The sequence below is a fragment of the Arthrobacter sp. OV608 genome, from assembly GCA_900110595.1.
Classification (GTDB): Bacteria; Actinomycetota; Actinomycetes; order Actinomycetales; family Micrococcaceae; genus Arthrobacter.
This window is the reverse complement of the sequence record FOEZ01000007.1, coordinates 17152-40128: the sequence shown is the minus strand read 5'-3', so window position 1 is coordinate 40128 and position 22977 is coordinate 17152. Positions and strand designations below refer to the sequence as shown.

At 64.5% G+C, this 22977-nt stretch carries 23 protein-coding genes and 3 tRNA genes; 13 read left to right on the top strand and 13 right to left on the bottom strand.

The window, feature by feature from the left end; all coding sequences use genetic code 11:
* Positions 1 to 74 precede the first annotated feature (74 nt).
* The 4 genes from BMX78_RS10975 to BMX78_RS10965 all read left to right on the top strand — a co-directional run bounded on the left by BMX78_RS10975 (position 75) and on the right by BMX78_RS10965 (position 1504).
* Positions 75 to 148, top strand: a tRNA-Ile gene (locus tag BMX78_RS10975).
* Positions 149 to 216: 68 nt separating this feature from the next.
* On the top strand, positions 217 to 333 hold the full coding sequence (locus tag BMX78_RS23265; protein ID WP_211482571.1) for a DLW-39 family protein: 117 nt from the start codon (positions 217 to 219) through the stop codon (positions 331 to 333).
* 72 nt (positions 334 to 405) lie between these two features.
* Positions 406 to 481, top strand: a tRNA-Ala gene (locus BMX78_RS10970).
* A gap of 72 nt (positions 482 to 553) precedes the next feature.
* A complete protein-coding gene (locus tag BMX78_RS10965) occupies positions 554 to 1504 on the top strand; it encodes a DMT family transporter (RefSeq protein ID WP_091419637.1) in 951 nt (316 codons plus the stop codon).
* Between the two features lie 29 nt (positions 1505 to 1533).
* On the opposite strand, the gene BMX78_RS10960 is transcribed toward BMX78_RS10965, so the two are convergent.
* Together BMX78_RS10960 and BMX78_RS10955 are read right to left on the bottom strand one after the other, a co-directional pair.
* Complete coding sequence (locus BMX78_RS10960; RefSeq protein WP_091419361.1) at positions 1534 to 2409, bottom strand: glycosyltransferase family 2 protein; 876 nt, start codon at positions 2407 to 2409, stop codon at positions 1534 to 1536.
* Between the two features lie 125 nt (positions 2410 to 2534).
* Positions 2535 to 3491 (bottom strand): hypothetical protein, encoded by a 957-nt coding sequence (locus BMX78_RS10955; protein WP_091419359.1) that lies wholly within the window; start codon positions 3489 to 3491, stop codon positions 2535 to 2537.
* Positions 3492 to 3644: 153 nt separating this feature from the next.
* Between BMX78_RS10955 and BMX78_RS10950 the strand changes: the two genes are divergently transcribed.
* Complete coding sequence (locus tag BMX78_RS10950; RefSeq protein ID WP_091419357.1) at positions 3645 to 4190, top strand: peptidylprolyl isomerase; 546 nt, start codon at positions 3645 to 3647, stop codon at positions 4188 to 4190.
* 9 nt (positions 4191 to 4199) lie between these two features.
* Entirely contained in the window at positions 4200 to 5078 is an 879-nt protein-coding gene (locus tag BMX78_RS10945) for a rhomboid family intramembrane serine protease (RefSeq protein WP_091419356.1), read from the top strand.
* A gap of 29 nt (positions 5079 to 5107) precedes the next feature.
* On the opposite strand, the gene BMX78_RS23105 is transcribed toward BMX78_RS10945, so the two are convergent.
* Positions 5108 to 5263, bottom strand: a complete 156-nt coding sequence (locus tag BMX78_RS23105; RefSeq protein ID WP_170850780.1) for a hypothetical protein — start codon at positions 5261 to 5263, stop codon at positions 5108 to 5110.
* A gap of 406 nt (positions 5264 to 5669) precedes the next feature.
* Between BMX78_RS23105 and BMX78_RS10940 the strand changes: the two genes are divergently transcribed.
* Positions 5670 to 6137, top strand: coding sequence for a carboxymuconolactone decarboxylase family protein (locus tag BMX78_RS10940; protein ID WP_286138908.1), 468 nt, complete (start codon positions 5670 to 5672; stop codon positions 6135 to 6137).
* 220 nt (positions 6138 to 6357) lie between these two features.
* Here the strand turns inward: BMX78_RS10940 and BMX78_RS10935 are convergent, their stop codons facing one another.
* Positions 6358 to 6969 carry a DNA-3-methyladenine glycosylase I gene (locus BMX78_RS10935; RefSeq protein ID WP_091419635.1) on the bottom strand — a complete coding sequence of 204 codons (612 nt, stop codon included), beginning with the start codon at positions 6967 to 6969 and terminating at the stop codon, positions 6358 to 6360.
* 12 nt (positions 6970 to 6981) lie between these two features.
* Positions 6982 to 7233 carry a cell division protein CrgA gene (locus BMX78_RS10930; protein WP_091419633.1) on the bottom strand — a complete coding sequence of 84 codons (252 nt, stop codon included), beginning with the start codon at positions 7231 to 7233 and terminating at the stop codon, positions 6982 to 6984.
* Between the two features lie 174 nt (positions 7234 to 7407).
* Here BMX78_RS10930 and BMX78_RS10925 point away from each other — a divergent pair, with 174 nt between their 5' ends.
* From BMX78_RS10925 to BMX78_RS10920, 3 genes are read left to right on the top strand one after another with little or no spacing between them, the layout of a single operon-like run.
* Positions 7408 to 8193, top strand: coding sequence for a class E sortase (locus BMX78_RS10925; RefSeq protein WP_170850779.1), 786 nt, complete (start codon positions 7408 to 7410; stop codon positions 8191 to 8193).
* A 2-nt stretch (positions 8194 to 8195) separates the two neighbouring features.
* Positions 8196 to 8366 carry a hypothetical protein gene (locus tag BMX78_RS23100; RefSeq protein WP_170850778.1) on the top strand — a complete coding sequence of 57 codons (171 nt, stop codon included), beginning with the start codon at positions 8196 to 8198 and terminating at the stop codon, positions 8364 to 8366.
* A complete protein-coding gene (locus BMX78_RS10920) occupies positions 8363 to 9004 on the top strand; it encodes an anthranilate synthase component II (RefSeq protein ID WP_091419350.1) in 642 nt (213 codons plus the stop codon). Before BMX78_RS23100 ends, BMX78_RS10920 begins: the two co-directional genes overlap by 4 nt.
* Positions 9005 to 9036: 32 nt before the next feature.
* Here BMX78_RS10920 and pknB read toward each other — a convergent pair whose 3' ends face one another.
* Genes pknB through BMX78_RS10885 form a run of 7 tightly spaced genes read right to left on the bottom strand, consistent with a single transcriptional unit; the run spans position 9037 to position 18589 of the window.
* Positions 9037 to 10986 carry a Stk1 family PASTA domain-containing Ser/Thr kinase gene (pknB, locus tag BMX78_RS10915; RefSeq protein ID WP_286138907.1) on the bottom strand — a complete coding sequence of 650 codons (1950 nt, stop codon included), beginning with the start codon at positions 10984 to 10986 and terminating at the stop codon, positions 9037 to 9039.
* Between the two features lie 15 nt (positions 10987 to 11001).
* Positions 11002 to 12732 carry a serine/threonine-protein kinase gene (locus BMX78_RS10910; RefSeq protein ID WP_091419349.1) on the bottom strand — a complete coding sequence of 577 codons (1731 nt, stop codon included), beginning with the start codon at positions 12730 to 12732 and terminating at the stop codon, positions 11002 to 11004.
* Entirely contained in the window at positions 12729 to 14189 is a 1461-nt protein-coding gene (locus tag BMX78_RS10905) for a peptidoglycan D,D-transpeptidase FtsI family protein (protein WP_091419347.1), read from the bottom strand. Before BMX78_RS10905 ends, BMX78_RS10910 begins: the two co-directional genes overlap by 4 nt.
* Positions 14186 to 15574, bottom strand: coding sequence for an FtsW/RodA/SpoVE family cell cycle protein (locus BMX78_RS10900; RefSeq protein ID WP_091419346.1), 1389 nt, complete (start codon positions 15572 to 15574; stop codon positions 14186 to 14188). The genes BMX78_RS10905 and BMX78_RS10900 overlap by 4 nt, the downstream gene beginning before the upstream one ends.
* On the bottom strand, positions 15571 to 17376 hold the full coding sequence (locus BMX78_RS10895; RefSeq protein ID WP_502686288.1) for a PP2C family protein-serine/threonine phosphatase: 1806 nt from the start codon (positions 17374 to 17376) through the stop codon (positions 15571 to 15573). The genes BMX78_RS10900 and BMX78_RS10895 overlap by 4 nt, the downstream gene beginning before the upstream one ends.
* Positions 17377 to 17378: 2 nt before the next feature.
* Positions 17379 to 17861 carry an FHA domain-containing protein FhaB/FipA gene (locus tag BMX78_RS10890; RefSeq protein WP_091419344.1) on the bottom strand — a complete coding sequence of 161 codons (483 nt, stop codon included), beginning with the start codon at positions 17859 to 17861 and terminating at the stop codon, positions 17379 to 17381.
* Complete coding sequence (locus BMX78_RS10885) at positions 17858 to 18589, bottom strand: FHA domain-containing protein (protein ID WP_091419342.1); 732 nt, start codon at positions 18587 to 18589, stop codon at positions 17858 to 17860. The genes BMX78_RS10890 and BMX78_RS10885 overlap by 4 nt, the downstream gene beginning before the upstream one ends.
* Before the next feature lie 374 nt (positions 18590 to 18963).
* Here BMX78_RS10885 and BMX78_RS10880 point away from each other — a divergent pair.
* Positions 18964 to 19046: transfer RNA gene (locus BMX78_RS10880), tRNA-Leu, on the top strand.
* A gap of 146 nt (positions 19047 to 19192) precedes the next feature.
* Here the strand turns inward: BMX78_RS10880 and BMX78_RS10875 are convergent.
* Complete coding sequence (locus BMX78_RS10875; protein WP_091419341.1) at positions 19193 to 20143, bottom strand: 2-hydroxyacid dehydrogenase; 951 nt, start codon at positions 20141 to 20143, stop codon at positions 19193 to 19195.
* A 315-nt stretch (positions 20144 to 20458) separates the two neighbouring features.
* Here BMX78_RS10875 and BMX78_RS10870 point away from each other — a divergent pair, with 315 nt between their 5' ends.
* Positions 20459 to 22015 (top strand): ABC transporter substrate-binding protein, encoded by a 1557-nt coding sequence (locus BMX78_RS10870; RefSeq protein ID WP_091419339.1) that lies wholly within the window; start codon positions 20459 to 20461, stop codon positions 22013 to 22015.
* Between the two features lie 28 nt (positions 22016 to 22043).
* The gene (locus BMX78_RS10865) at positions 22044 to 22973 is read left to right on the top strand and encodes an ABC transporter permease (RefSeq protein ID WP_091419338.1); all 930 of its coding nucleotides are present in this window, start codon (positions 22044 to 22046) and stop codon (positions 22971 to 22973) included.
* Positions 22974 to 22977: the final 4 nt, after the last annotated feature.

Sequence of the window (22977 nt, the reverse complement as noted above, 5' to 3'; positions counted from 1 at the left end):
TGCGGTGAAAGCGCCCGATTTGAGATCGGGCCGGGATGTGCTGTAAAGTCATGTCTCGGCCCGATGAGGTATCGGGGCGTATAGCTCAGGCGGTTAGAGCGCTTCGCTGATAACGAAGAGGTCCCAGGTTCAAGTCCTGGTACGCCCACGGAACCTGTGCAGGTTCAAGTGGAGGTTTGGTTCGCAGTACTGCGGCCGGACCGGAACGGGGAGCATGTGAAGAAGTTGCTTGTACTGGCAGCCGCAATCGCAGGCGTCCTGGTCTACCGGAAAGCACAGGAATCCGAAGCCCGGAAAACAGTCTGGAGCGAGTCGACCGATTCGGTTGACTAGGCCGGACGCCTGGTCTTGGAGCTGGTCAGCAGCCCCAAGGTTCTAGGGTATGATGGACGGGTTGCTTCTTATGGGGGCATGGCGCAATTGGTAGCGCACCTGCTTTGCAAGCAGGGGGTTCGGGGTTCGAGTCCCCGTGCCTCCACCATAAAGAAGTCCCGGTTCAGCGGAAACGCTGGCCGGGACTTTTGTTTTTCTCCGGCACACGTAGGGGTGGATGGTGGCCTTCTTTATTGCAGCCCTTGGTGTGCTGGGTGTCGCCTCCTCGGGCCCGCTGATAGCAGCCACCCTGGGGGCCACCAGCGTCAGTGCCCTGGCCATAGCCTTCTGGCGCAATGCCATCGGTGCCGCCGTCATGGCAACCCCTACGCTCATCCGTCAACCGGCCCAGTTCGGCAGGGTGACCAGGGGGGAATTCCGCTGGTCGCTGCTCGCCGCCGTCGCCCTTGCCCTGCACTTTGCCTGCTTCATTACGTCGCTGCAGCTGACGTCCGTTGCAGCAGCCACGGCGCTGGTGTGCCTGCAGTCCGCGTGGATCGCTGTCTTCCAGCTCTTCAGGGGAATCAGGCACCGGTGGCAGGTGCTGGCCGGGCTGGGCATCGCCTTTGGCGGAGTGGTGGCGATTACGGGCTTTGATATGGGATCTTCTCCGGATGCCCTCCTGGGAGACCTGCTGGCCGTGGCGGGCGGTGCCCTGGCCGGGCTGTACACCCTGGCGGGAGGCAAGGCCCGGCAGAGTATGACCACCGGGACCTACACAACGCTTTGCTACGGGATGTGTGCTGTCCTGGTGGCGGTCATGGCACTGCTGGGCGGACAGCCCCTGGCGGGCTTTGAGGCGGCCGGCTGGCTGGGCATCCTGGCGATCACCGTCTGCGCCCAGCTCGTGGGCCATACCGCGTTCAACCACCTGCTCGCCACGATGAGTCCGCTGCTGGTGTCGATGATCATTCTGCTGGAAATCCCCGGTGCGGCCCTCCTGGCCGCCTTATTCCTCCAGGAGAAACTCCCCGCCGGTACCTATGCGGGATTGGGACTGATCCTGGTGGGACTCGCCGTCGTGGTCCTCGGCCAAAAGCCCGGAAGGGCGGGAAGATCGGGACGCGGAGCAGGAAAGCGGGACCAGGACGGACCACCGGACCGGCCGCTGGCCGAACTGGGGACGGACTGACCCGTTAGGCCGGCGTTTCCCGCCGAACCCTACTGGCCGCCGCGGCGGGCAGGCTGGGCTGTATTAACGGTGTGGATCGCCCGCAGGAGCTTGGCCGGGAAGTACACCGAGAAGAAGACCACCATGGGTGCCTTGAGGGCCATCTTCTTAACGTTGTGAGCCTTGTACGTGCGGTCAAAGCGGGTGACGTAATAGCGGTAGTCGCGAGGTGAATCCTCCAGCCGGCGCGCGGACATACCGGACACCATCTGGGGGCAGTAGTTGATCTTCAGCTCGTGGTCTGCCAGATGCAGGGACAGATCGATGTCCTCATGCATCTCGTCCTTCTCGTCACGGCACGTCTCGGAGCGGATGATCTGCCAGGCGGAAGAACGCAGGGCCATGTTGGAGCCGAACAGGAAGTGGTACTGGTGCTTGGCAAGCTTCAGCATGAGCTGGCGCATCTTATCGTCCGCTTTGAGGCCGAAGCGGCGCATGGGCATGTCGTAGTAGACCACGGGGCCGGTGGCGGCCTGGACTGACGGATCGTCGAACGCGCGCTGCACCTGCTCCACCCAGTCCGGCTCTACTACGGAGTCCGCGTCGATGCGGCCCAAGATGTCGCCGGTGGCGTTGTCCAGGCCGAAGTTGCGGGTGGGTATGAGTCCCTGTTCCTTATCCTGGCTGAGCAGGATGATGGGGCTTTCCGGATACTCAAGCTGCATCTGGCGGACGATGTCAGCGGTCCGGTCCTTGGAGAGGTTGTCCACCACGATGATTTCGTGGGCGGGCACCGACTGGTAGATGGCAGCTATGAGGCACTGCCGGATGACGCTCTCCTCGTTGTATGCCGGGATGACAATGGACACGCGGGGCTGGTCTGCTGCGTCGTTCAAGGCATCCTCAGAGGATTGATCGGCTGACATCAGTCCAAATCTAGCACCGATCAGTGGCCCGCCCGCGGAGCGCGATGGAAGGTGGACATGAATAAAGGGCCCCGCCCCAGTGAACTTGTCACCGGGGCGGAGCCCTTAGGCACAGTGCAGGAGTACTAGGACTGTGTGGCGTCCTTGTCGGCGGTGGACTTGCCGTTGCCGATGTTGGAGGCGATGTTCTGCGTGGCGGTCTTGGCGTCCGTGACGATCGGGGCGGTTGCGCCCGGAATATCCTCGGCCACGTGCTTGGCCTTGTCCGCGGCGTCATCGGCGGTTTCATCGGTTGCCGCAGCCGCACCCGCGGTGGTGTCAGCCACGGTGCCGCTGGTGGCCTCGGGAACGTCGTTCACCGTGGTAGCCGGGACGGGAGCAGGAGTGGGCGTGACCGGGGACGGCGTCTTCCAGGGATCCTCAACCGGCTTGGAGGCTTTCCAGGCTGCCACGCCGGCGGCAACGGCTGCCGCGATGACACCAAAGACCAGCCAGCCGCGCTTCTTGGGCTTCTGCGGCTCTGCCAGCTGGATGCCTACGGTGCGGCCGGCCTCTGTTGCGGCTGCCTTCAGCTGGGTACCGGTGGCCTGGGCCTGCTCCTGGAGGGCGTGGATGATTCCAACGTCGCCAAGCTTCTGGGCCACGGCGTCAACGTGGGCCGGCGTGTTCTCGAGCGTGCGGTGCACAACCTCGGATGCCTGGCCGATCTGGTCCGACAGGCGGGGAAGGTATTCAACAACCACCCGGTCACGGGCGTTGAGGATGACCGGGGTGGCCTTGTCCAGGGCCTCATGCAGCCGGGGAGACGCGCCCTCCACGGCATCGTTGATGCGCGGGGCCAGGTTCGCCAGGCCATCCTGGAGGCGCGGTGTCACGGTTGCAACGCCGTCGGCCAGGTTGTGCGCCGCGCTCTTCAGGCCTTCCTGGATCTTGGGAGAAGCAGTATCCAGGCTGTGCTGGAGACGGGGAACAGCCCAGTCAACAGCTGCTTCCACGCGGGGGGCTGCCCAATCCCGGGCATTCTCTACGGCACTGGTGACTGACTGCTCAAGGTCACGGGCAATACGATCCGATTTCTTCACAACTACCTCCCGATTAATGTGACGGTCTGTGGTTAGCCTACGTGGCTTGATGTTCACCGGCTATTCTCATCCCGGATTTTAGGCGGATTTCACCGAGCGCGGAACTGTCCCCTCAGCCCTCACCACCCGATTGGGCCGTGAAAGAATGGGCCTATGACTGCCATCGCAACCGCAAAAGCAACCATCCACACAAGCCTCGGCGACATCGTCGTGAACCTCTTCGGCAACCACGCGCCCAAGACGGTCAAGAACTTTATTGGCCTCGCCACCGGCGAGCAGGCTTGGACCCACCCGGAGACGGGCGAGGACAAGACGGGTACGCCGCTGTACAACGGCACCATCTTCCACCGCATCATCAAGGACTTCATGATCCAGGCCGGCGATCCGCTGGGCCGCGGCGTGGGCGGACCGGGCTACCAGTTCGACGACGAGATCCACCCCGAACTCAGCTTCAACCAGCCGTACAAGCTGGCCATGGCCAACGCCGGCATCCGCATGGGCAAGGGCACCAACGGCTCACAGTTCTTCATCACCACCATCCCCACCGACTGGCTGCAGGGCAAGCACAGCATCTTCGGCGAAGTGGCGGACGACGAATCCAAGAAGGTCGTTGACGCCATCGAGGGTGTCCGCACCGGCATGGGTGACCGCCCGGTAGAGGACGTCACCATCAACAGCATCGACATCGAACAGCTGTAATCCCCCTCCATGAGTTACGGAATCCCGTCGGCTGAGCCGTCCGCGCAGGTTCCGGTGTGCCCCCGGCACCCGGACCGGCCATCCTATGTGCGCTGCCAGCGGTGCGGACGCCCCGCATGCCCTGACTGCCAGCGGGCGGCCGCCGTCGGATTCCAATGCGTTGACTGCGTCAACGAAACTCGGCGTACGACGCCGGAGGTACGGACCGTCTACGGCGGCGCCGCAGTGGCCGGCAAACCATTGGTAACGTACGCCATCATCGCCGTGTGCGTGGTGATGTATGCGCTGCAGTGGATCGTCCCCGGCCAGGCGGTTTATGAACAGTTTGCGTACAACAACGTGTTCGCCACTCCCAAGTACGGGGCCTTTGAGCCGTGGCGGATGCTCACAGCGGCATTCCTGCACTCGCCGGATTCGGTCCTGCACATCGTCCTAAACATGTACACGCTGTGGATCTTTGGCCAGGCCCTCGAGCCGCTCCTTGGCCGGATCCGTTTCCTGGCGCTGTACCTAATCTCCGCCATTGGCGGCTCCGTGGGATACCTCCTCCTGAACCCGGTGCTGGTGCCCGGGCAGGGACTGGTGGGAGTGGTCGGTGCATCCGGTGCCATCTTCGGCCTCTTCGGCGCCATGCTTCTGGTGCAGCGGCACCGGGGCGGGGACACCCGCCAGCTCTGGGTGCTGATCGCCATCAACGGTGTGATCGGTTTCCTGATCCCCCAGATCGCCTGGCAGGCGCATCTCGGCGGGCTGGTGACCGGCGCGCTGTGCGCGGCCGTCCTCGCCTACACCCCCCGCGGACCCAGGCAGGGCCTGATCCAGGCAGCGGGCCTGGCAGCCGTCCTGGCGCTGCTGATTGCCGCCAGCTGGATACGCATCTCGCTGTAGGTCCCGCAGCCACCGCACCTTCCACTCCCTCAAGATAAGGCCCCGACATCCACACGGATGCCGGGGCCTTCTTTATCCACAGCTTTTATCCACAGTGTTGGTAACTTACACGCCTGTAGTTCTGATGGGAAAAGCACCTTTCCCGCCAGCAGGCGGGAGTTTTCCCGGATATCCGCTTCTTTCATCCACATCTGTGGATAACTCTTGGGGATAGGGCTGTGCTTAAGTGGACAAATCGGCCCCCAGGTGGCGTTCTGTGGAAAAAGGCCGTGAAATCCTCGGCCTTGCGCCGCCATGGGCCCTTTGTCAGGGCCCTTTCAACAGGCTTGTGCACAGTGTTAATAACTGACAGTCATGTAGTTCCTTCTGGAAAAACACCCGCGCAGCAGTGCCAAACGGCCCGCGGCGTCGAAATTTCCCCATGCATTTCCACAGCTGTGGATAACTTGTGGGTATCGCGGTGTTGGTAAGTGGAAAAGATCAACAAGCCAGATGTGTAAAGCTGGGGGCAACGGACTCACGCCCGCTCCTTTTCGCTGGGCTGTCCACCTGCCAGTTTTCCCCACCGTTGTGTTCGTCCAGGAGAAACCATTGAGCGCCACCACCCAGCACATCTATATCGACAAGCAGCATCCAACCCTGTGGCGTGCCCTCAACGGGCTCGGACTCAAGGTGCGGGAGGCCGCGGAGGCGGCCGGGCTGGACGAAACCACCGTGGAGCTCCTTCGGGTGCGGGTCTCACAGCTCAACGGCTGTGCCTACTGCCTGGACCTGCACGTCAGGGAAGCCATGGAGGCCGGGGAAACCGCGCAGCGCCTGGCTGTGCTGCCGGCATGGCGCGAGACGGCTCTCTTTACGGAGAAAGAGCGGGCGGCACTCGCATTGGCAGAGAGCATTACGGAGCTGCCGGGCCATAGTGTGCAGGGGCACGAGGAAGCCTACGCCCGGGAGCACCTTTCGGAGGAGGAATTTTCCGCGGTGAGCTGGCTGGCCATTGCCATGAATGCTTTCAACCGGGTCTCAATCACCAGCCACCATCCGGTCGTCCGGGACCGGTAGAGAGCACGTTCCCCGGTGCTAAAGCCGGGGCGAAGCTCGATTATGCGTGCACTGCCCCGGTTTATCCACAGGTCTTCCACACTGTTAATAACTGCATGCGGATGGCCGGTTTGACGCTTTCGGTGCGTCCTGGCTCCCCAGTACGGCTTCGGTGCGGTGGCAGTGGAAAGTTTTCAACAGTGTGGATAACTTTCCCAACAGTTGGGGAAAACTTAGAAGGCTAGACGCCTGGAGCGGCCCAGATTCCCGAGGATCCACGGCGGTGGCTGTCCAGCAGGTGGGTGTCCACCATGCCAATGGCTTCCATCAGGGCGAACATGGTGGTGGGTCCCACGAAGGAGAATCCCCTTTTCCGCAGCGCCTTGGACAGCGCCACCGACTCCGGGGACTGCGTTGGAATGTCACCGTGGAAGGCCGGGCTGGGCGTCTGCGCGGGCTTGAACTGCCACACGAAGTCCACCAGGCCACCGTCCTGCCGCAGGGCGAGGGTGGCCTTGGCGTTGCTGATGGCAGACCGGATCTTCAGCCGGTTCCGCACAATGCCCGGGTCCTGCATCAGGCGCTCCACGTCGGCCTCGGTAAACAAAGCCACGGCGTCGGGGTTGAAGGCGGCGAAGGCCTCGCGGAATGCGGGGCGCTTGCGGAGGATGGTTGCCCAGGAGAGCCCGGCCTGGAAGCCCTCAAGGCAGATCCGCTCGTAGAGTCCGTGTTCATCGGTGACCGGCAGGCCCCACTCGGTGTCGTAGTACTCGCGCAGGAGGGGGTCCGTGGAAGCCCACAGGGGACGGGCGAGCCCGTCCTCGCCCAGCACCCCGCCGCTGTCAGGCGCCATGAATGCCACCGGCTATGAACGCCACCGCGTGGTCATCAGGAACCCGACGATCGCGATGCCGAAGCCGGCCACGATGTTCCATGATGCCCACGCCTGGACTGGAAGCCGGCCTTCGCTGATGTAGAAAGTGATGATCCAGAGGAGGCCAATGATCATCAGGCCGAACATGACCGGCTTGAACCAGACAGGGTTGGGCTTGTAGGTCTGGGACGACGCCTGCGCGGTGGTGCTGGCGGTCTTCTTGCGAGGCTTTGACTCGGGCACTGGCTCTCCTTGGCGGGCTGAGGCAAGCTCGGCGTTCCGGGCTTGATATCCTGCAAGAAGGAAGTTGCCAGCGGTCTGCGCGATCTTGGTCAAATCTGGATTCTTACTAGCAGCCAATTCTAGTCGTAGTTCATGGGGCACCAGTGCCCGCCGCAACCGCCCCGAGGAGAATGCGTGGTACTGCAGGAGAAGGCAAGGCCCGCCGCTGCGCCGCGTGCCGGCGTCGTATTTCTGCGCGGAACCATCCAGGTACTGGGTGAGCTGCTCATCACCGCCGGGGTGGTCCTGCTGTTGTTTGTCGCCTGGCAGCTGTGGTGGACCAACGTTGAATCGGATGCCAAGCAGAGCGCAGCGATCAAGGAGTTCGCCCAGGATCTGGGCACCCCCGAACCTGCCGCTCCGGAAGCCCCCGCCGCGCCGGCCACTGAAGATTTCGGCCCTCCTGCCGTGGGGAGCCCGCCCGGCCATGCCGGCACCATCGGCATTATGTACATTCCCCGGTTTGGTCCCAACTACACCCGGCCCATCGTGCAGGGAACCAGCCAGGATGTGCTGGACACGCTGGGGCTGGGGCATTACAGCAACACCGCCATGCCGGGTGCGGTGGGGAACTTCGCCGTTGCCGGCCACCGGCAGACGCACGGCGCAGTGCTGGACAACATCCACACGCTGGTGCCCGGGGACAAGATCTACGTGCAGACAAAGGACGGCTTCTACATCTACGTCTTCCGCAACAACCAGATCGTTATGCCCTCCCGCACCGACGTCCTGGAGCCGGTACCCACCCAGCCGGGCGTCGCCCCCACCGAAAGTTTCCTCACCATGACCAGCTGCAACCCCCGCTTTGGTGCTGAAGAGCGCATCATCGCCTATGCGCTGCTGGACAGCTGGCGCCCTGCCGCCGCCGGTGCCCCGGCGGAAATAGCAGCCCAGGTAGCCGCAGCGACGGGAAGGGGCTGAGCATGTACGCCTGGATCTTCCGCCATCTTCCCGGGCCCCTCTGGCTGCGGATCGCCATCTCGCTGGTGCTGGTCGCCGCCGCGCTGGTATTGATGGTTCAGTTCCTTTTCCCATGGATGTCCGAGTACACCCAATTCACCGACTCAACGATTGGTTCCGCAAGCCAGCCATGACCACAACCAAGATCCTCGTAGTGGATAACTACGACAGCTTCGTCTACACCCTGGTGGGCTACCTCCAGGAACTCGGCGCCGAGACCACTGTGGTCCGCAATGACGACGTCACCCTCGCCGAGGCCATCGAGCTGGCCGGCACGCGGGATGGCATCCTCATCTCACCGGGCCCCGGCAACCCTGCCGAGGCGGGTGTGTGCATCGAGCTGATCAAATGGTGCGGCGAGAACAGCGTGCCCATGTTCGGCGTATGCCTGGGACACCAGGCGCTGGCCGAGGCGTTCGGCGGGAAGGTGACGCACGCGCCTGAACTGATGCACGGCAAGACGTCGCTGGTGGAACATATCGGGACCAGCGTTTTTTCCGGGCTCCCCTCCCCCGTCACGGCCACCCGGTACCACTCGCTGGCCGCAGTCCGCGAAACGCTCCCGGACGTCCTGGAAGTCACCGCGGAAACTGCGTCGGGGGTGGTGATGGGGCTTCAGCACCGGACCGCGCCGCTGTGCGGGGTGCAGTTCCACCCCGAGTCCGTGCTCACCGAAGGCGGCTACCAGATGCTGGGGAACTGGCTCGAATCCCTGGGCATGAAGGGTGCGGCGGCTCGAGCCGCGAAGCTGAGCCCACTAATCCAGCACTAGCCACCGGCCACACTCGCCGGCGCCGGCTGCCGCTAGCCCTTCTTGGTGGAGGTGGGCGTCGGTGTGGGCTTCGGCGTAGGTGTGGGGGACGGTGGTGGCGGCGGCGGGGCTTTGGCCACCACGATGCTGACGGTCTTTCCCTGCTCCACCACGGAGTTAACGGGATCGCTTTGGTCCGTCACCCTGCCGGCTTCCACCTGGGCGTTCTCCGCCTCCGTGACCGCTGGTACGAGGCTGAGTTCTTTCAGTGCCGCTTCAGCCTCCTCGCGGGTCCGGCCGCGCAGTTCCGGGATTGCCACCTTGCCCGTGGACACCACCAGCTCAACCGTGGTGCCCACTCCTACCATCTGCCCGGGGGCAGGGCTGGTGGTAATCACAATTCCGGCCGGGACGGTGGCGCTGTTGGCAGTGGTGGTGGACGGCGCACCCACCAGTCCGTTTTGCCGCAGGATATCCCTGGCCGCGGCCTCCGTCTTGCCCGGCAGGCTGTCCGGAATCTTCACGGCGCTGGGCCCCTCGGAAATGTTCAGCACCACATCGGAGCCAGGGTCCATGGACGTGCCGGAGGCTGGATCCGTTCCGATGGCTGTCCCCTTGGGCACGGTGTCATGCTGAAGGCGTACGATTTTTGGTTTGAGGTCCGCGCCGTAGAGCTCCTGCAGTGCCGCCGATTCGGTCAGTGTTGCCACCGCCGGGATCTGTACCTTGGGCGGCGGCGGCGCCGGACGGTTCACGGTGTTGTACACCCACAGCCCACCGCCGGTGAGGACCAGGAGGGTGAAGATCACCAGGGTGGTTATCCAGGCACGACGGCGGGACTTCTGCCGTGCGGTCCGTTCACGCTCGGGAGGGAAGCCGAGGGGAAGGTCATCGCGTGCTGAAGGTTCGTAAGCGGCGGCAGTGGCGCCGCTGTCGTCGTCGGCTGTAGTGCCGAGAGCAGCCAAGCGCCCGGTTGGGGGGTCATCGAGGAAGCCTGCCCCGGCTGCCGCAAACGCTTCGGTGACGGGCGCTGTGGTTGGGGCGGGGACGTGGTCATTGGGATCGGTGGGTGCCTCCGAAGCAGCAATTGCCGGGACCGGAACCCCCGCCCGCGCAGCCCGCAGGGCACGCTGGAAGGCGGCGGCGTCCTGGAACCTGTCATCGCGGTTTTTCTGCAGCGCTTTTGCCAGCACGGTGTCCAGTGCCGGGGAAATGTCAGGGTTCAGGCTGCTCGCCGGCGCGGGAATCTCGCGCACGTGCTGGTAGGCCACCGACACGGGGCTGTCGCCGACGAACGGCGGGCGGGAGGTCAGCATTTCGTAGAGCAGGCAGGCCGCGGAATAGAGGTCGCTGCGCGCGTCCACTGTTTCGCCGCGGGCCTGTTCGGGAGAGAGGTACTGCGCCGTGCCCACCACGGCCTGGGTCTGGGTCATGGTGGCGGAGGAGTCGGCGATGGCCCGGGCGATGCCGAAGTCCATGACTTTTACCGAGTCCGTGCCGTCGCAGTACATCACGTTGGCCGGCTTGATGTCGCGGTGCACAATGCCGGCTTTGTGGCTGTATTCAAGGGCGCCGAGCACGCCCAGGCAATAATCGATGGCCTGGCTGATGCTGACTTCGTTGGCCCGGATCAGGTCCCGGATAGTCCTGCCTTCGACGTATTCCATCACGATGTACGGCACCCGTACGTTGTCATCGGAGCCGTCATGGACCATGTGCTCGCCCGTATCGTAAATCGCCACGATCGAGGGGTGGTTCAGGGCGGCCACTGACTGGGCCTCGCGCTTGAAGCGTGCCTGGAACTGCGGGTCCCGGGCCATATCTGCCCGGAGCAGTTTGATGGCGACGGTACGGCCAAGCCTGGTATCCAGGCCCCGGTAGACGTCCGCCATGCCCCCGCGGCCAATGAGGCCGCCCAGTTCGTAGCGTCCGCTGAGGACACGCTGGTTATCCACCGGGACGTTGTCCTCCCGGTGCAACGGTGTGCGCGCTGACTCGTTCACTGGCTGTCCTGGCAGTTACGGGCGGCAGGTAGGAGGAAGGCCGGGCACTTGGTCTGGTCCACAAGCCGGGAGGGATGAAGGCGCCGTAGGTCCCGCTGCGGACGGCGTGCTGGGGGCGGAGGTGGGAGTGGGAGCATTTGTGGTGGGCGCGGGCGACGGCGCCACCGCGTACGTCACTGTGATCGGTGATCCCACTTCCACCCGGCCCGAGCGGGACAGGGCAATCACAGTGTTGGGCGCAGAATTCACATCAACTTGCGGCTGGACGGTCACATCCAGGTTCATTGCCGAGAGCTGCGACTGAACAGTCCGGTAGTCCTTGCCGAGGTAGGCCTCGGGGATGACGTTCACCGTTTCCGGGGTGGGCTCCTGGGTGGGTGTGGGCGTCGGTGTGCTGCGGGTCTGTGTTGGGGTAGCCGACGGCGTGGTCCGGGTGGGGCTGGCCGAAGTGGCCGGCGCGCTGGTGGAGGTAGCGCCGGGTGAGGGATCGCCGGAGGGCGAAAAGAGTCCCAACTGGCTGACGAGGAACCCCACCAGGGCAAACAGGAGCAGCAGGATCAAGGCAACCAACGGCCACGTCCAGGGGCTGCGGCCCTTGCGCCGCGGCTCATCGGCGGGCTCGTCGTCGTACGTTGTCTCTTCCGGGATCCAATTCCGTTCGGCGGCCAGGGCATTGGCGCGGGCGAGTGTCCCCTGTGGTTCACCGTCTGCTGCGGACGCGCCGGCAGCGCCTGCCGCCATCCCGGCCGCGGCTCCTGCCGCGCCGGCACCCAGTACAGGGAGCGCCGAGGTGGCTGCCGGCGACGAGTCCCGCTGGGCGCCGATCACGCCGGTGGGGGCAGTCGCCGTGTCCACGGGGGCAGTAATGGGGCCAGTGTCCGCGTCGAAGAGGAGCATGCCCGGTACGGCGGCGCGGGCGGCGTTGATGTCGCCGTTCCGGATGGCCTCGGCAGCTTCGGCAAGTTTGATGGCGTTGGCCGGACGGTTCTTGGGGTCCTTGGCCAGCATGGACATCAGGAGGGCGCGCACCGGGGCGGGAAGCGACTCGGGAAGGGGCGGCGGAGCGTCGTTGACCTGGGCCAGGGCGATGGCGATCTGGGACTCACCGGAGAACGGCCGGTGCCCGGCAAGGCACTCGTAACCGATGACGCCCAGCGAGTAGATGTCAGAGGATCCCGTGGCTGTCTGTCCGGTGGCCTGTTCAGGTGCCAGGTACTGCGCCGTTCCCATCACCTGACCGGTCTGCGTGAGCGGGACCTGGTCGGCGAGGCGGGCGATGCCGAAGTCGGTTACCTTCACGCGGCCGTCAGGGGTGATCAGGAGGTTGCCGGGCTTCACGTCGCGGTGCACCAGGCCCTGGGCATGGGCAACGGAGAGCGCGCGGGCGGTCTGGGCGATCATGGACAGGGTGCGGTCGGGGGACAGCACCTGCTCGTGCTCGATGATGCTGCTCAGCGGCTGGCCCGGAACGAGTTCCATCACCAGATAGGCGGAGCCCTCTTCCTCGCCGTAGTCGAAGACGTTGGCGATGCCCACGTGGTTGAGCAGGGCAGTGTGGCGGGCCTCTGCGCGGAATCGCTGAAGGAAGCCGGGGTCCCCCGTGTACTCCTCTTTCAGGACTTTGATGGCGACGATGCGGCCCAGGACAAGGTCTTTGGCTTTCCAGACTTCCCCCATGCCGCCAATCGCGATCCGCGTAGTCAGCTGGAATCTGCCGCCGAGGGTGATTCCGGTTGTAGGCCTCACTTATTCAACACCGCCTCAAAAATCTTCTTCGCGTTCGGACTGGTTAGCTGTGCGCCGGTGGTGATGTCCACGCCCTCCATGACGATCGTGACTCCCACCTGCGGGTTGTTTGCGGGGGCAAACCCGGTGAACCAGGAGTTGTTGACGCCATTGCCCAACTCCGCGGTTCCGGTCTTGCCGGCCACCTGGACTCCGGGGACTGCAGCCCTGTTGGCGATGCCCTGGCTGACCGCACTGGTCATCCATTCGGTGATCTGGTTGGCGATCGCCGGAGTGGTGGAGGTCCGCAGCTGCTGCGGCTGCGGTTCGTCGATGACGCGCAGGTCCGGGGAGCGCAGGGCCTTGATCAGCGTGGGTTGCATCTGCACCCCGTCGTTGGCGATGGCGGCAGTCATCATGGCAATCTGCAGCGGTGTGGCGCGGACGTCACGCTGGCCGATGGCGGATTGCGCCAGGCCCGGAGCGTCCAGGTCGTCAGGGAAACCGTTGCCCTTGGCGTAACCCAGCTTCAGCTGGTCGCCCATGTCTTCGCCGAAGCCGAACTTTTTGGCCTGCTCGGCAATGGCGTTGCGCCCCAGGTCCAGTGCGATGCTGGCGAACGGGGTGTTGCAGGACTGCTGCAGGGCGAATGCGAAGTCCGCGGTGTTACGGGTGTAGCAGTTGCCGCCGGCGTAGTTGGGCAGCTTGTACTGGATGCCGTCGAAGGGCATTTCTGCAGGGTTGGGCAGCTCGCTGTCCTTGTTGTACTTGCCCGAGGCAAGGGCCGCGGCGGCGTCCACCAGCTTGAAGACCGAACCCGGGGCAAGCTGCTCGCCGGTGGGGCCGCTGACGTTGGCGTTCAGGTTGATGCCGGGGACCTTGACCAGTTCGTTGATGTTGGCCGACTCTTCCTCGGTGTTCTGGGTTGCCACGAGGTTGGGGTTGTAGGACGGCTTGGACACCATGGCCAGGATGGCCCCGGTCTTGGGGTTGGTCACCACGATGGAGCCGCGCTGGCCGTCCGGAATCAGGTCATAGGCAAGCTTCTGGATCCCGGGGTCGATAGTGAGTTCCACCGAGGCACCCTTGGGCTGGTTTCCCAGGAACATCTGGCCCACCCGGTCCAGGAACAGCTGGTCCGAATTGCCGGCCAGCTGCTGGCCGAGGGCCTGTTCCAGGCCGGTGGCGCCGTAGTTCTGTGAGAAGTAGCCGGTGATGCCTGCATACAGCTCGGGCTGGGAGTAGGTGCGCTGGAACTTGCAGGTCTCCGAACCGCTCTCCACCGATTCCGCCACGGGAGTTCCGCCCACAATGATGGCGCCGCGGTCATTGCAGTAGTTCTGCAGGATGGCGCGCTGGTTCAGCGGGTTGGCTTTGAGATCGTCCGCACCCACCACCTGGACGAAGCTGATGGCGCCGAAGAGCAGTGCAAACATGGCAACTGCCGCTACCCATGAATGCCGTATTGCCTGGTTCACAGGTGCTTCACCGCCTCGGTAGGAGTATCAATGCCCAGGGAATCGGCTTCCTTTGCCGAAGGAGGCGGAGTGGTATCCACCGGTCCGCGGGCGGTATGGGAAATCAGGAGGAGCAGGCCCACGATGATCCAGTTGGCCAGCAGCGATGACCCGCCGGCGGCCAGGAACGGAGTGGTGAGGCCGGTCAAGGGGATGAGCCGGGTGACGCCGCCGATCACCACAAAGCACTGCAGTGCGACGGCGAAGGACAGGCCGCAGGCCAGCAGCTTCCCGAACGCGTCCCGCGTCCCGAGGGCGGCCCGGAAACCCCGGGTGAACAGCAGCAGGTACATCAGGACGATGGCGAACAGTCCGATCAACCCCAACTCCTCGCCGAGGGAGGCGATGATCATGTCGCTGTTGGCAAAGGGCACCAGATCCGGGCGGCCCTGGCCCAGGCCCGTTCCCACCAGTCCGCCGTTGGCCATGCCGAACAGGCCTTGGATCACCTGCCGGCTGCCATTTTCGTAGACCTCGGGGGAAAAGGCATTGAGCCATCCGAACACGCGCTGCTGGACGTGGGAAAACACCTGGGCCGCCACGAACCCGCCGCCAAGGATGAGGGCCAGGCCGATCACCACCCAGCTGATGCGGCTGGTGGCAACGTAGATCATCACGATGAAGAGGCCGAAGAACAGGACTGAGGAGCCTAGGTCGCGCTGGAAGATGAGCACGCCGATGCTGACCAGCCAGGCGGTGATCATGGGTCCCATGTCCTTGAAGCGGGGGAACTGGAGCGGCCCGATCTTCCGGCCCGCGAGCAGGATCAGGTCCCGGTTGGACGATAGGTACCCGGCAAAGAATATTGCGAGGGTGATTTTTGCGACTTCGCCTGGCTGGAAAGTCATGGGACCGAGCCGGATCCACACCCGCGCGCCCAGGATCTCCCCGGCGCTGATCCCTGGGATCAGGGGCAGCAACAGGAGCAGGGCACTGGCGGCAAGTGAGATGAAGGTGAATTTGCGCAGGACACGGTGGTCTTTGAGGAACCAGATCACCGCGATGGCCACCGCCATGGCGATGAGGGTCCACCGGAGCTGGTTGTTGCCGGTGTCATCGCCCGGCGCGTCCAGACGGTGGATCATAGCCAGGCCAATTCCGTTGAGTGCCACCACCACGGGAAGTATTACCGGATCAGCATATTTAGCGCGGAAGCGGAGGACACCGTGGAATACCAGGGCTGCAACGGCGAGGAGGCTCGACTGGAACCAGAAGTCCGAATCGAAGGCCTTTTCCTGGTCCACGCCAACCAGCATGTTCGCGCCGATGCCTACGGTGAGGGCAAGCAGGAGCAAGGCGAGCTCCACGTTGCGTCGGGGCTTGGGCGCGGTACTGGGCTGGGTCATTTGCCCACCTCACAGGAGATCGTGGGACTGGGTGTGGGGGAAGGCGCTGCCGGTGCCGGTGGTGCCGGGGCGGCTGAGGCGCTGGGTGAAGGCGCGGGGGCTTCTGCCGACGGCGGCGGGCTGGCCGTAACCGGCGAGGCTGTGGGCGATGCCGACGGGGACGGGCACCCCTCTTCAGGGGACGTGGTGCCGGTAAGTTCGAGGTTCTTGACGATGCGCTGGGCGTCGTAAAGGTCCTGCGCCGGGACGGTCTGGCGGACGCGTTGCTGCGAGAACGGGGGGAGCGAGTCCATCCGGATCTCGGTAACCGCCTCAAGGGTGGAGAGCTGGATGGGTCCGAGCCGCTGGGAGACGCCGTTGTAGATGGCCACCCGGGAATCGAACTCGCCAACGTAGTAGCGGGTCTGGGTCCACGCGTAGCCGAGCCAGAGTCCTGCCGTCAGGACCACCAGCACCAACGCGGCGACGGACCAGGTGACCCACCGGCGCGGTTTGAGCGGCACGAGGTTGTCTTCGGCATCGCCGGGCTGCGGTTCAGCCTTGTGCGTGAGGAGGGTGGCGGCACGCCGTGCCACGGTGCGGCCGGCGATGGTGGGAATGGATCCGCTCTCTGCGGCTGTTGCTGCCGCGCCCACCAGTTCGTGCGGGCGAGAGGAAAGTTCTTCGCGCAGTACTTCGGCGGTGAGGTGTTCGCCGAGGTGCGGGTCGGTGGAACCGGCGTCAGAGGGGTCCTGCTCAGACGAATCCGACCCGGAAGAACCTGATTCGGGGTCAGCCTCCGGGCCTGCTTTGCCGGTGTCTTCGTCAGAGTCCGGGGTGCCAGAGTCCGCAACTGCGCCGGCGTTCTGGGCGTCGGTGGCGGCAGGAGTTTTGGCTGCCGGGGCAGCTGGGCTTGGCGGGGCGGCAGCCTTGGCAGAGTCCTTTCCTTCCGGCGGTGTGGCGCTCAGGGGACGCGCGTCCTTTGCCGCGGCAGGGCCTTTGGTGGCCCCGGGGGAAGGAATGACGTCGACGGCGGCGGTATTGACGTCGTCGGGCGTTTCCTCAACGATGTCCACCATCACCACGGTGACGTTGTCCGGGGAGCCTGCCTCAAGGGTGAGCTCCACCAGGATTTCCGCGCATTCGCCCAGGTCCCTGGTCTCGCGCACGGTGCGTTCCACGGCATGCCCGGCCACGTAGTTGAGCCCGTCGGAGCAGAGGAGCCAGCGTTCACCCGGCCTGACGTCAAGGCTGTCCAGGTCCAGTTCGGGGCTGGCGTCCACGTCGCCCAGGACACGCATCAGGACGTTTTTGTGCGGATGGGTTTCGGCCTCTTCGGGGCGGAGCCGTCCTTCGTCGATGAGCCGCTGGACAAAGGTGTGGTCAACGCTGACCTGCTCGAACTTGCCATCCCGGAGGCGGTAGGCGCGTGAATCGCCGATGTGGGCGAAGTGCAGCTTTCCTTCGGCGAGCAGCAGCGCGGTGACCGTGGTGCCCATGCCGGCGAGCTTGGGGTTGATGTGCACCAGTTCGGACAGCAGCGAGTTGGCGGTCTGGATCTCGTCCGCCAAAGTGGTGGCAGCGTCGCCGTCGTAATCGCCGTGGTCCAGGTGGATCATGTCCAGCACGGTGGCGGCGGAGGCAACGTCGCCGCCCGCGTGGCCGCCCATGCCGTCGGCCACCACGGCCAAATGGCGTCCTGCATAGGCGGAGTCATCGTTTTTGGCGCGGATTTTTCCGACGTCGGAGCGCGCGGCAAAGCGCATGATGAGGGGCCGCTCCACCGGCTTGGGGTCGGTTGCGGGAGTTTGCGGTTCGGCCACGCCTATGGCCTCAATTCGATGACCGTCTTGCCGATTCTCACGGGAACACCAGGTTCAACGGGCAGGGCGCGGGTCAGTTGCTGATCGCCCAGGTAGGTGCCGTTGGTGGAGCCGAGGTCTTCAATGAACCAGCGGCTGCCCTGGGGAAAGAGCCTGGCGTGGCGGCCGGAGGCGTAGTCGTCCTCCAGGACCAGGGTGGCCTCCTGGGCGCGGCCCAGGAGAATGGGGCTTGCGGCGAGGGGAAGGGTTGATCCCTTGAGGGGGCCTTCAACCACTACCAGCTGCCTGGCATGCTGTTTCACTGGCTGCGGCGGAGCCTCGGCCAAATCCGGGTTCTTGCGGACCTGGCGGGCGGTGGGGGCCCCGGCGGCAGCTTTGCGGCCCACCATGAGGTCGCGGCGCATGGCAGAAACGATGCTGAAGATCAGCACCCACAGCAGCAGCAGGAAGCCGAACCTCAGGGCGGTGATGGTCAGTTCGCTCATGCGGAGCCACCCGGGCTGGCGGGGAGCAGGCGGAAGATGATCTTTGTCCGTCCCATCGTGATGGTGGAGCCGTCGGTCAGTTCGGTGCTTCCGGAAACTTTGTGTCCGTTGACATAGCTGCCATTGGTGGAGCCCATGTCCACGGCGCTGGTGACGCCGTCGAGGGTCCGGATTTCGAGGTGGCGCCGTGAAACTCCGGTGTCCTCGATGTGGATGTCAGCTTCTGAAGACCGGCCCAGCACGATCGACGGTGCGTTCAGTGAGTACCGCTGGCCGTCAATGTCCAGGACAGGCTGCAGGCGGACTGGCCGGCGGTTGGGAGCGGCCGGCACGTTGGGACGGGCAGGCGCGGAACCGGACTTCTCTGTTGTGGAAACGATCTCGAAGTCCCCGGGCCGCAGTTCGGACTCGCGCCGGAAGGAAATCCGTACCGGGCCCTGCAGGATGTACCCCTGGCTGCGGACGTGGTTGATGACGACGTCGCACAGTTCCTCGGCCAGGGCCGTGCCCCATTCCTGGGCGCGCTTGAAGTCCTCATCGCTGAGCTGGACGTCAAAAACGTTGGGCACCAGAGTGCGGCCGGCGGCAACGGTGAGGGATTTGTGGTCCACTTCGCGCCGGAGCCGGCTGGCGATCTCCACGGGTTCCACCTGGGCGCGCGAGCCGGTGGAGAAGACGCCCCGGACGGCTTTTTCGATGCCGCGTTCCACCTTGTCCAGCAGACCCATGGTTCTTCTCCTTTCCCCCCGGCTGCGGGGCAGTTTTCGTTCCGTAAGTTCACTTGCAGTGGTGTTGCCAGGCCTCCGGTGTGCCCACAGGCAGCAGCCACTCCTACATCCGATACTACTGGGCAGGCCTGTGAATGACCCTAATTCACAACGGCCGGGCGCCGCCAAAAGTTCGGTCTGCTGTTGCTTTTGGTGCCGCGGCGGCCTTGGTTTCAGCTCTGCGGCGCGGCCTTTCTGGTCCCTATTTGCGGGCCTCCACGGCCGTTCCGGAGCCCAATTGGTATTTTCCCTGCAATGTCCGTTATGCTTGATCTCGCTGCTTTTACAGGGTTGCGGATCAGGGAAACCGGCCGGAATTCAGTGAAGGAAGTTGCGCGCGAGTGGCGGAACGGCAGACGCGCTGGCTTCAGGTGCCAGTGTCCGAAAGGGCGTGGGGGTTCAAATCCCCCCTCGCGCACGCAAATGAAGAGCCCCGGTCTTAGGACCGGGGCTCTTCTGTTTAACCTCCGGCCGCGGATCCTGGGCATGTTCGCGAATCCTGGCCTTGAGGGTTCGGATTTGCGAACAAGGTTAGGTTTCGCCTTGCCGGGACGCGGGATCGGATCAGGCATGCACGGGCGTGAGGACCGTCCCGTTGTCCACGAAGGAGCGCAGGTTGGCAAGGGTCAACTCCGCCATGGCGGCCCGGGTTTCGTGGGTTCCGCTGCCAAGGTGGGGCAGGAGTACCACGTTGTCCAGTGCCAGGAGGTCTTCGGGGACCTTGGGCTCCTCGGCGAACACGTCCAGCCCGGCGCCGGCGAGCCGGCCCGCCAGCAAGGCTGAAACAAGGGCGTCCTCATCCACCACTGACCCTCGAGCGATGTTAATCAGGTATCCCTTCGGGCCAAGTGCAGCAATAGTGTCCGCGTCCACAAGCTTTTCCGAATCTGGTCCGCCGGCCGCGGCCACTATCAGGACGTCGCAGCCGGCTGCGAGCTCCTGCGGGGAGGCGGCGTACCGGTAGCTGACCTCCGTTACCGGGTGGCGGCTGTGGTAGCTGATCCCGCAGTCGAACGCCTCAAGGCGACGGGCAATGACACGCCCAATCCGGCCCAGCCCCAGGATGCCCACGCGCTTGCCGCTGGCCTTCGTGGCGAGCGGATAGTTGCCCTTGTTCAGCCAGTCGCCGCGGCGCACGAAGCGGTCTGCGGAACTGATTCCCCGCAGCACGTCAAGGTAGAGCGCAATAGCAGTGTCAGCCACGCAGTCGTTGAGCACATCCGGGGTGTTGCTGACGGTGATGCCGCGTTCGAGTGCCTGGGCCGCATCAGTGGTGTCATAGCCGACGCCGAAGTTGATGACTGCGCGCAGGTTCGGCAGGGCGCGCATCAGCTCCGTCCCCACGCCGAATTTGCCGGACGTCACTGCAATATCGAAGGACGCGCCGTGTTCGCGCAGGAATTCGTCCCGCGCCTGGGCGGAATCGGGCAGGCGGACCGCCCCGTAGTCCCCGGCAATGGTGTCTTGGACGATCGGCATCAGTGGCCCTACCTGGAGGACGGCGTTGTTCTTCATAGCTGCACCCTAGGTTTCGTGACTCATACAGGTCCAACTTGGAATTGGCATGGATCGATGCCTGAACTGTATTGATCGCGCTGCTTCGCCGCCATGGCGCGGAATTCCGTAGCGAGTGGTCCTGATCACAGCGCATAAAAGCGGATTTCCGGCGCGTCCCCTCGGGCGGAGGGACGGCCAATTTCCTTGTGGACCCCCAGGAGCTCAATTAGCTTGAGTCCAGCGTGGCGGACCCTAAGGCCCTGTTATCCGGCGTTGCCCGGCGGTGCAGGAGCGTCCCGCTGCCGTACGTATCGAACCTGGAGGAACCCAAAGATGTCTTCTTCAAAGCTTCCCATCGCCAGAGCGCTTAAGTGGCCTGCCCTGGCATCCGTCGCGGTACTGGGATTGAGCGGCTGCACCGTTGCAAACTCGGACGACGGCGGTGCTGCCGCCGCTGATACGGTCCGCGTGGTCCTCAGCCAGGAACCGCCCACCCTCGAAGCCTGTGAATCGAACCTGACGTCCACGGGTGTTGTGGTGCGCTCGAACGTGACCGAGCCGCTGATCGAACGCAACCCCACCACGGGCGGGCTCGAACCCAAGCTTGCTACCGAATGGAAGGCCACGTCCGATACGGAATGGACGCTGAAGCTTCGTGAGGGCGTCACGTTCCAGGACGGTACTCCCTTCAACGCCGAGGCAGCCGCCTTCACCATCGACCGGGCCGTCAACTCGAAGCTTGGCTGCAATGTCGAGGGGTACGTCTTCGGCGATGACGAACTGGCCGTCAAGGCCGTGGATGCCACCACGCTGACCGTGACTACTGCCGAACCGGACCCCATCCTGCCCCTGCGGCTCTCCTTCCTCGAAGTGGTGCCGACGTCCACGAGCACCACGGAGAAGGTTCGCCAGCCGGTAGGCACCGGCCCGTACAAGATCGACTCCTGGGACGCCGGACAGAAAATCACGCTCTCCAGCTGGGATGGCTACTGGGGAGACAAACCGGCCTACGCCAAAGCCGAGTACCAGTGGCGCTCGGAGAGCTCCGTGCGTGCCGCGATGGTCACCAGTGGGGAAGCCGATGTGGCCATGGGGCTGAGCCCGGACGACAACATCGGCGACCTCGGCGTGGACTACCCGAATAACGAGACCGTTGCCCTGCGGATGGACGCGAATGAGGCGCCGCTTAACGACATCCGGATCCGCCAGGCGGTCAACTTCGCCATCGACAAGGAAGGCATCGTCAACTCCCTCTACCAGGGCAAGCACCAGGTGGCGGCGCAGCTGGTTCCGGAAGGCATTGTGGGCCACAACTCGAGCCTGTCCGGATGGCCGTTCGACCTGGAGAAAGCCAAGTCCCTCGTCGCCGAGGCAAAGGCCGACGGCGTGGACACGTCAAAGCAGATCTCGCTGGTTGTCCGCAGTGCCCAGTTCCCCAAGATCACGGAACTGGCCCAGGTACTCCAGGAGCAACTCAGCCAGGCCGGTTTGAACGTCAAGCTCAAGATGCTCGAAACCAGCCAGCACCTGACCTACCAGGTCCGTCCGTTCGCGGAGGATGAGGGAGCGGTTGCCCTGATGACCCAGCACGGCAACCAGGCCGGTGACGCAGCGTTCACCGTTGACCAGTACATGCTCTCCACCGGCGCCCAGAGCTACTTTGGCACACCCGAGTTCGACGCCATGATCAAGAAGGCCGATGCTGCCTCCGGGGAGGACCGCAAGAAGGCGTTTGAGGAGATCTTCGCCTACCAGAACGACAAGGTGGTCCAGTTCGCACACATCTCGCACCAGACCGGCATCCTTGGCCTGGCCAAGTCCCTGACCTACAAGCCCAACTCGTCCAGCGGCGATGAACTGCGCATTTCGGAAATGACGCCGGCGAACTAGGTCCCGCCACCGGGAGGGAAGGACAACCATGCTGATCTACTTGAGAAAGCGCATTGTTTCCAGCGCACTGCCGCTGGTGGTGGTGATCGTGGGCGTGTTCGCGCTGGCCAGGATGACCGGTAACCCGGCCAGCCTGTACCTGCCACTGAACGCAACCCAGCAGATGCGGGACGACTTCACGGCCCGCAATGGCCTGGACCAGCCGCTGCTGGTGCAGATGGCAGACTACTTCGGCGGGGTGCTCCGGCTCGACTTCGGACAGTCGCTGCGGACCGGGCAGGATGCTGCCGCCATGGCGTTGCGGGCTTTCCCGGCCACGCTCCAGCTCGCCGCAACCACCATGGTGCTGGCGGTACTGCTCGCCCTGGTGGTGGGCTGCTGGGCAGCCTTGAAGCCGAATGGCGTTGCGGACCGGATCTCAAGTTTCATCTCCATGGCTGCCGCTTCCATCCCGGATTTCTGGCTGGCCATTGTGGGCATCTGGGTTTTTGCCATCACCCTGGGCTGGCTGCCGACATCCGGTGTGTCGGGAGCCAGCGCCTGGGTGCTTCCGATCGCCACCCTGCTCCTGCGCCCGTTCGGTGTGCTGGTGCAGATTGTCCGCGGCTCCATGGTGTCCGCACTGTCCGAGCCCTACATCAAGCTGGCCCGGAGCCGCGGCGCCGGTGACCTGCGGGTGGTCACCCACCACGCACTGCGCAACGCCGCCGCACCGGCATTGACGGTGGCCGGTGACCTGACGGTTGGCCTGGTGAACGGCGCCGTAGTGGTGGAGACCATCTTCGGCTGGCCCGGCATTGGCAAGCTCATGATCGATTCGATCCTGCAGCGGGACTTCGCCGTCCTGCAGGCAGCGGTGCTGCTCACCGCTGTCGCCATCTTTGCCCTGAACATCCTCATTGACATGGGCTACGCGCTGCTGGACGCACGCGTCCGTCCCGTGACGGTCAAAGCCTAGGAGG

Bases quoted from the DNA above. Each gene is read 5' to 3' on its own strand.
- BMX78_RS10870 (WP_091419339.1), top strand. From the start codon at position 20,459: ATGTCTTCTTCAAAGCTTCCCATCGCCAGAGCGCTTAAGTGGCCTGCC.
- BMX78_RS10885 (WP_091419342.1), bottom strand. From the start codon at position 18,589: ATGGGTCTGCTGGACAAGGTGGAACGCGGCATCGAAAAAGCCGTCCGG.
- BMX78_RS10890 (WP_091419344.1), bottom strand. From the start codon at position 17,861: ATGAGCGAACTGACCATCACCGCCCTGAGGTTCGGCTTCCTGCTGCTG.
- BMX78_RS10935 (WP_091419635.1), bottom strand. From the start codon at position 6,969: ATGGCGCCTGACAGCGGCGGGGTGCTGGGCGAGGACGGGCTCGCCCGT.
- BMX78_RS10950 (WP_091419357.1), top strand. From the start codon at position 3,645: ATGACTGCCATCGCAACCGCAAAAGCAACCATCCACACAAGCCTCGGC.
- BMX78_RS10865 (WP_091419338.1), top strand. From the start codon at position 22,044: ATGCTGATCTACTTGAGAAAGCGCATTGTTTCCAGCGCACTGCCGCTG.
- BMX78_RS10945 (WP_091419356.1), top strand. From the start codon at position 4,200: ATGAGTTACGGAATCCCGTCGGCTGAGCCGTCCGCGCAGGTTCCGGTG.
- BMX78_RS23100 (WP_170850778.1), top strand. From the start codon at position 8,196: ATGTACGCCTGGATCTTCCGCCATCTTCCCGGGCCCCTCTGGCTGCGG.
- BMX78_RS10900 (WP_091419346.1), bottom strand. From the start codon at position 15,574: ATGACCCAGCCCAGTACCGCGCCCAAGCCCCGACGCAACGTGGAGCTC.
- BMX78_RS10875 (WP_091419341.1), bottom strand. From the start codon at position 20,143: ATGAAGAACAACGCCGTCCTCCAGGTAGGGCCACTGATGCCGATCGTC.
- BMX78_RS10920 (WP_091419350.1), top strand. From the start codon at position 8,363: ATGACCACAACCAAGATCCTCGTAGTGGATAACTACGACAGCTTCGTC.
- BMX78_RS10960 (WP_091419361.1), bottom strand. From the start codon at position 2,409: ATGTCAGCCGATCAATCCTCTGAGGATGCCTTGAACGACGCAGCAGAC.
- BMX78_RS23105 (WP_170850780.1), bottom strand. From the start codon at position 5,263: ATGAAAGAAGCGGATATCCGGGAAAACTCCCGCCTGCTGGCGGGAAAG.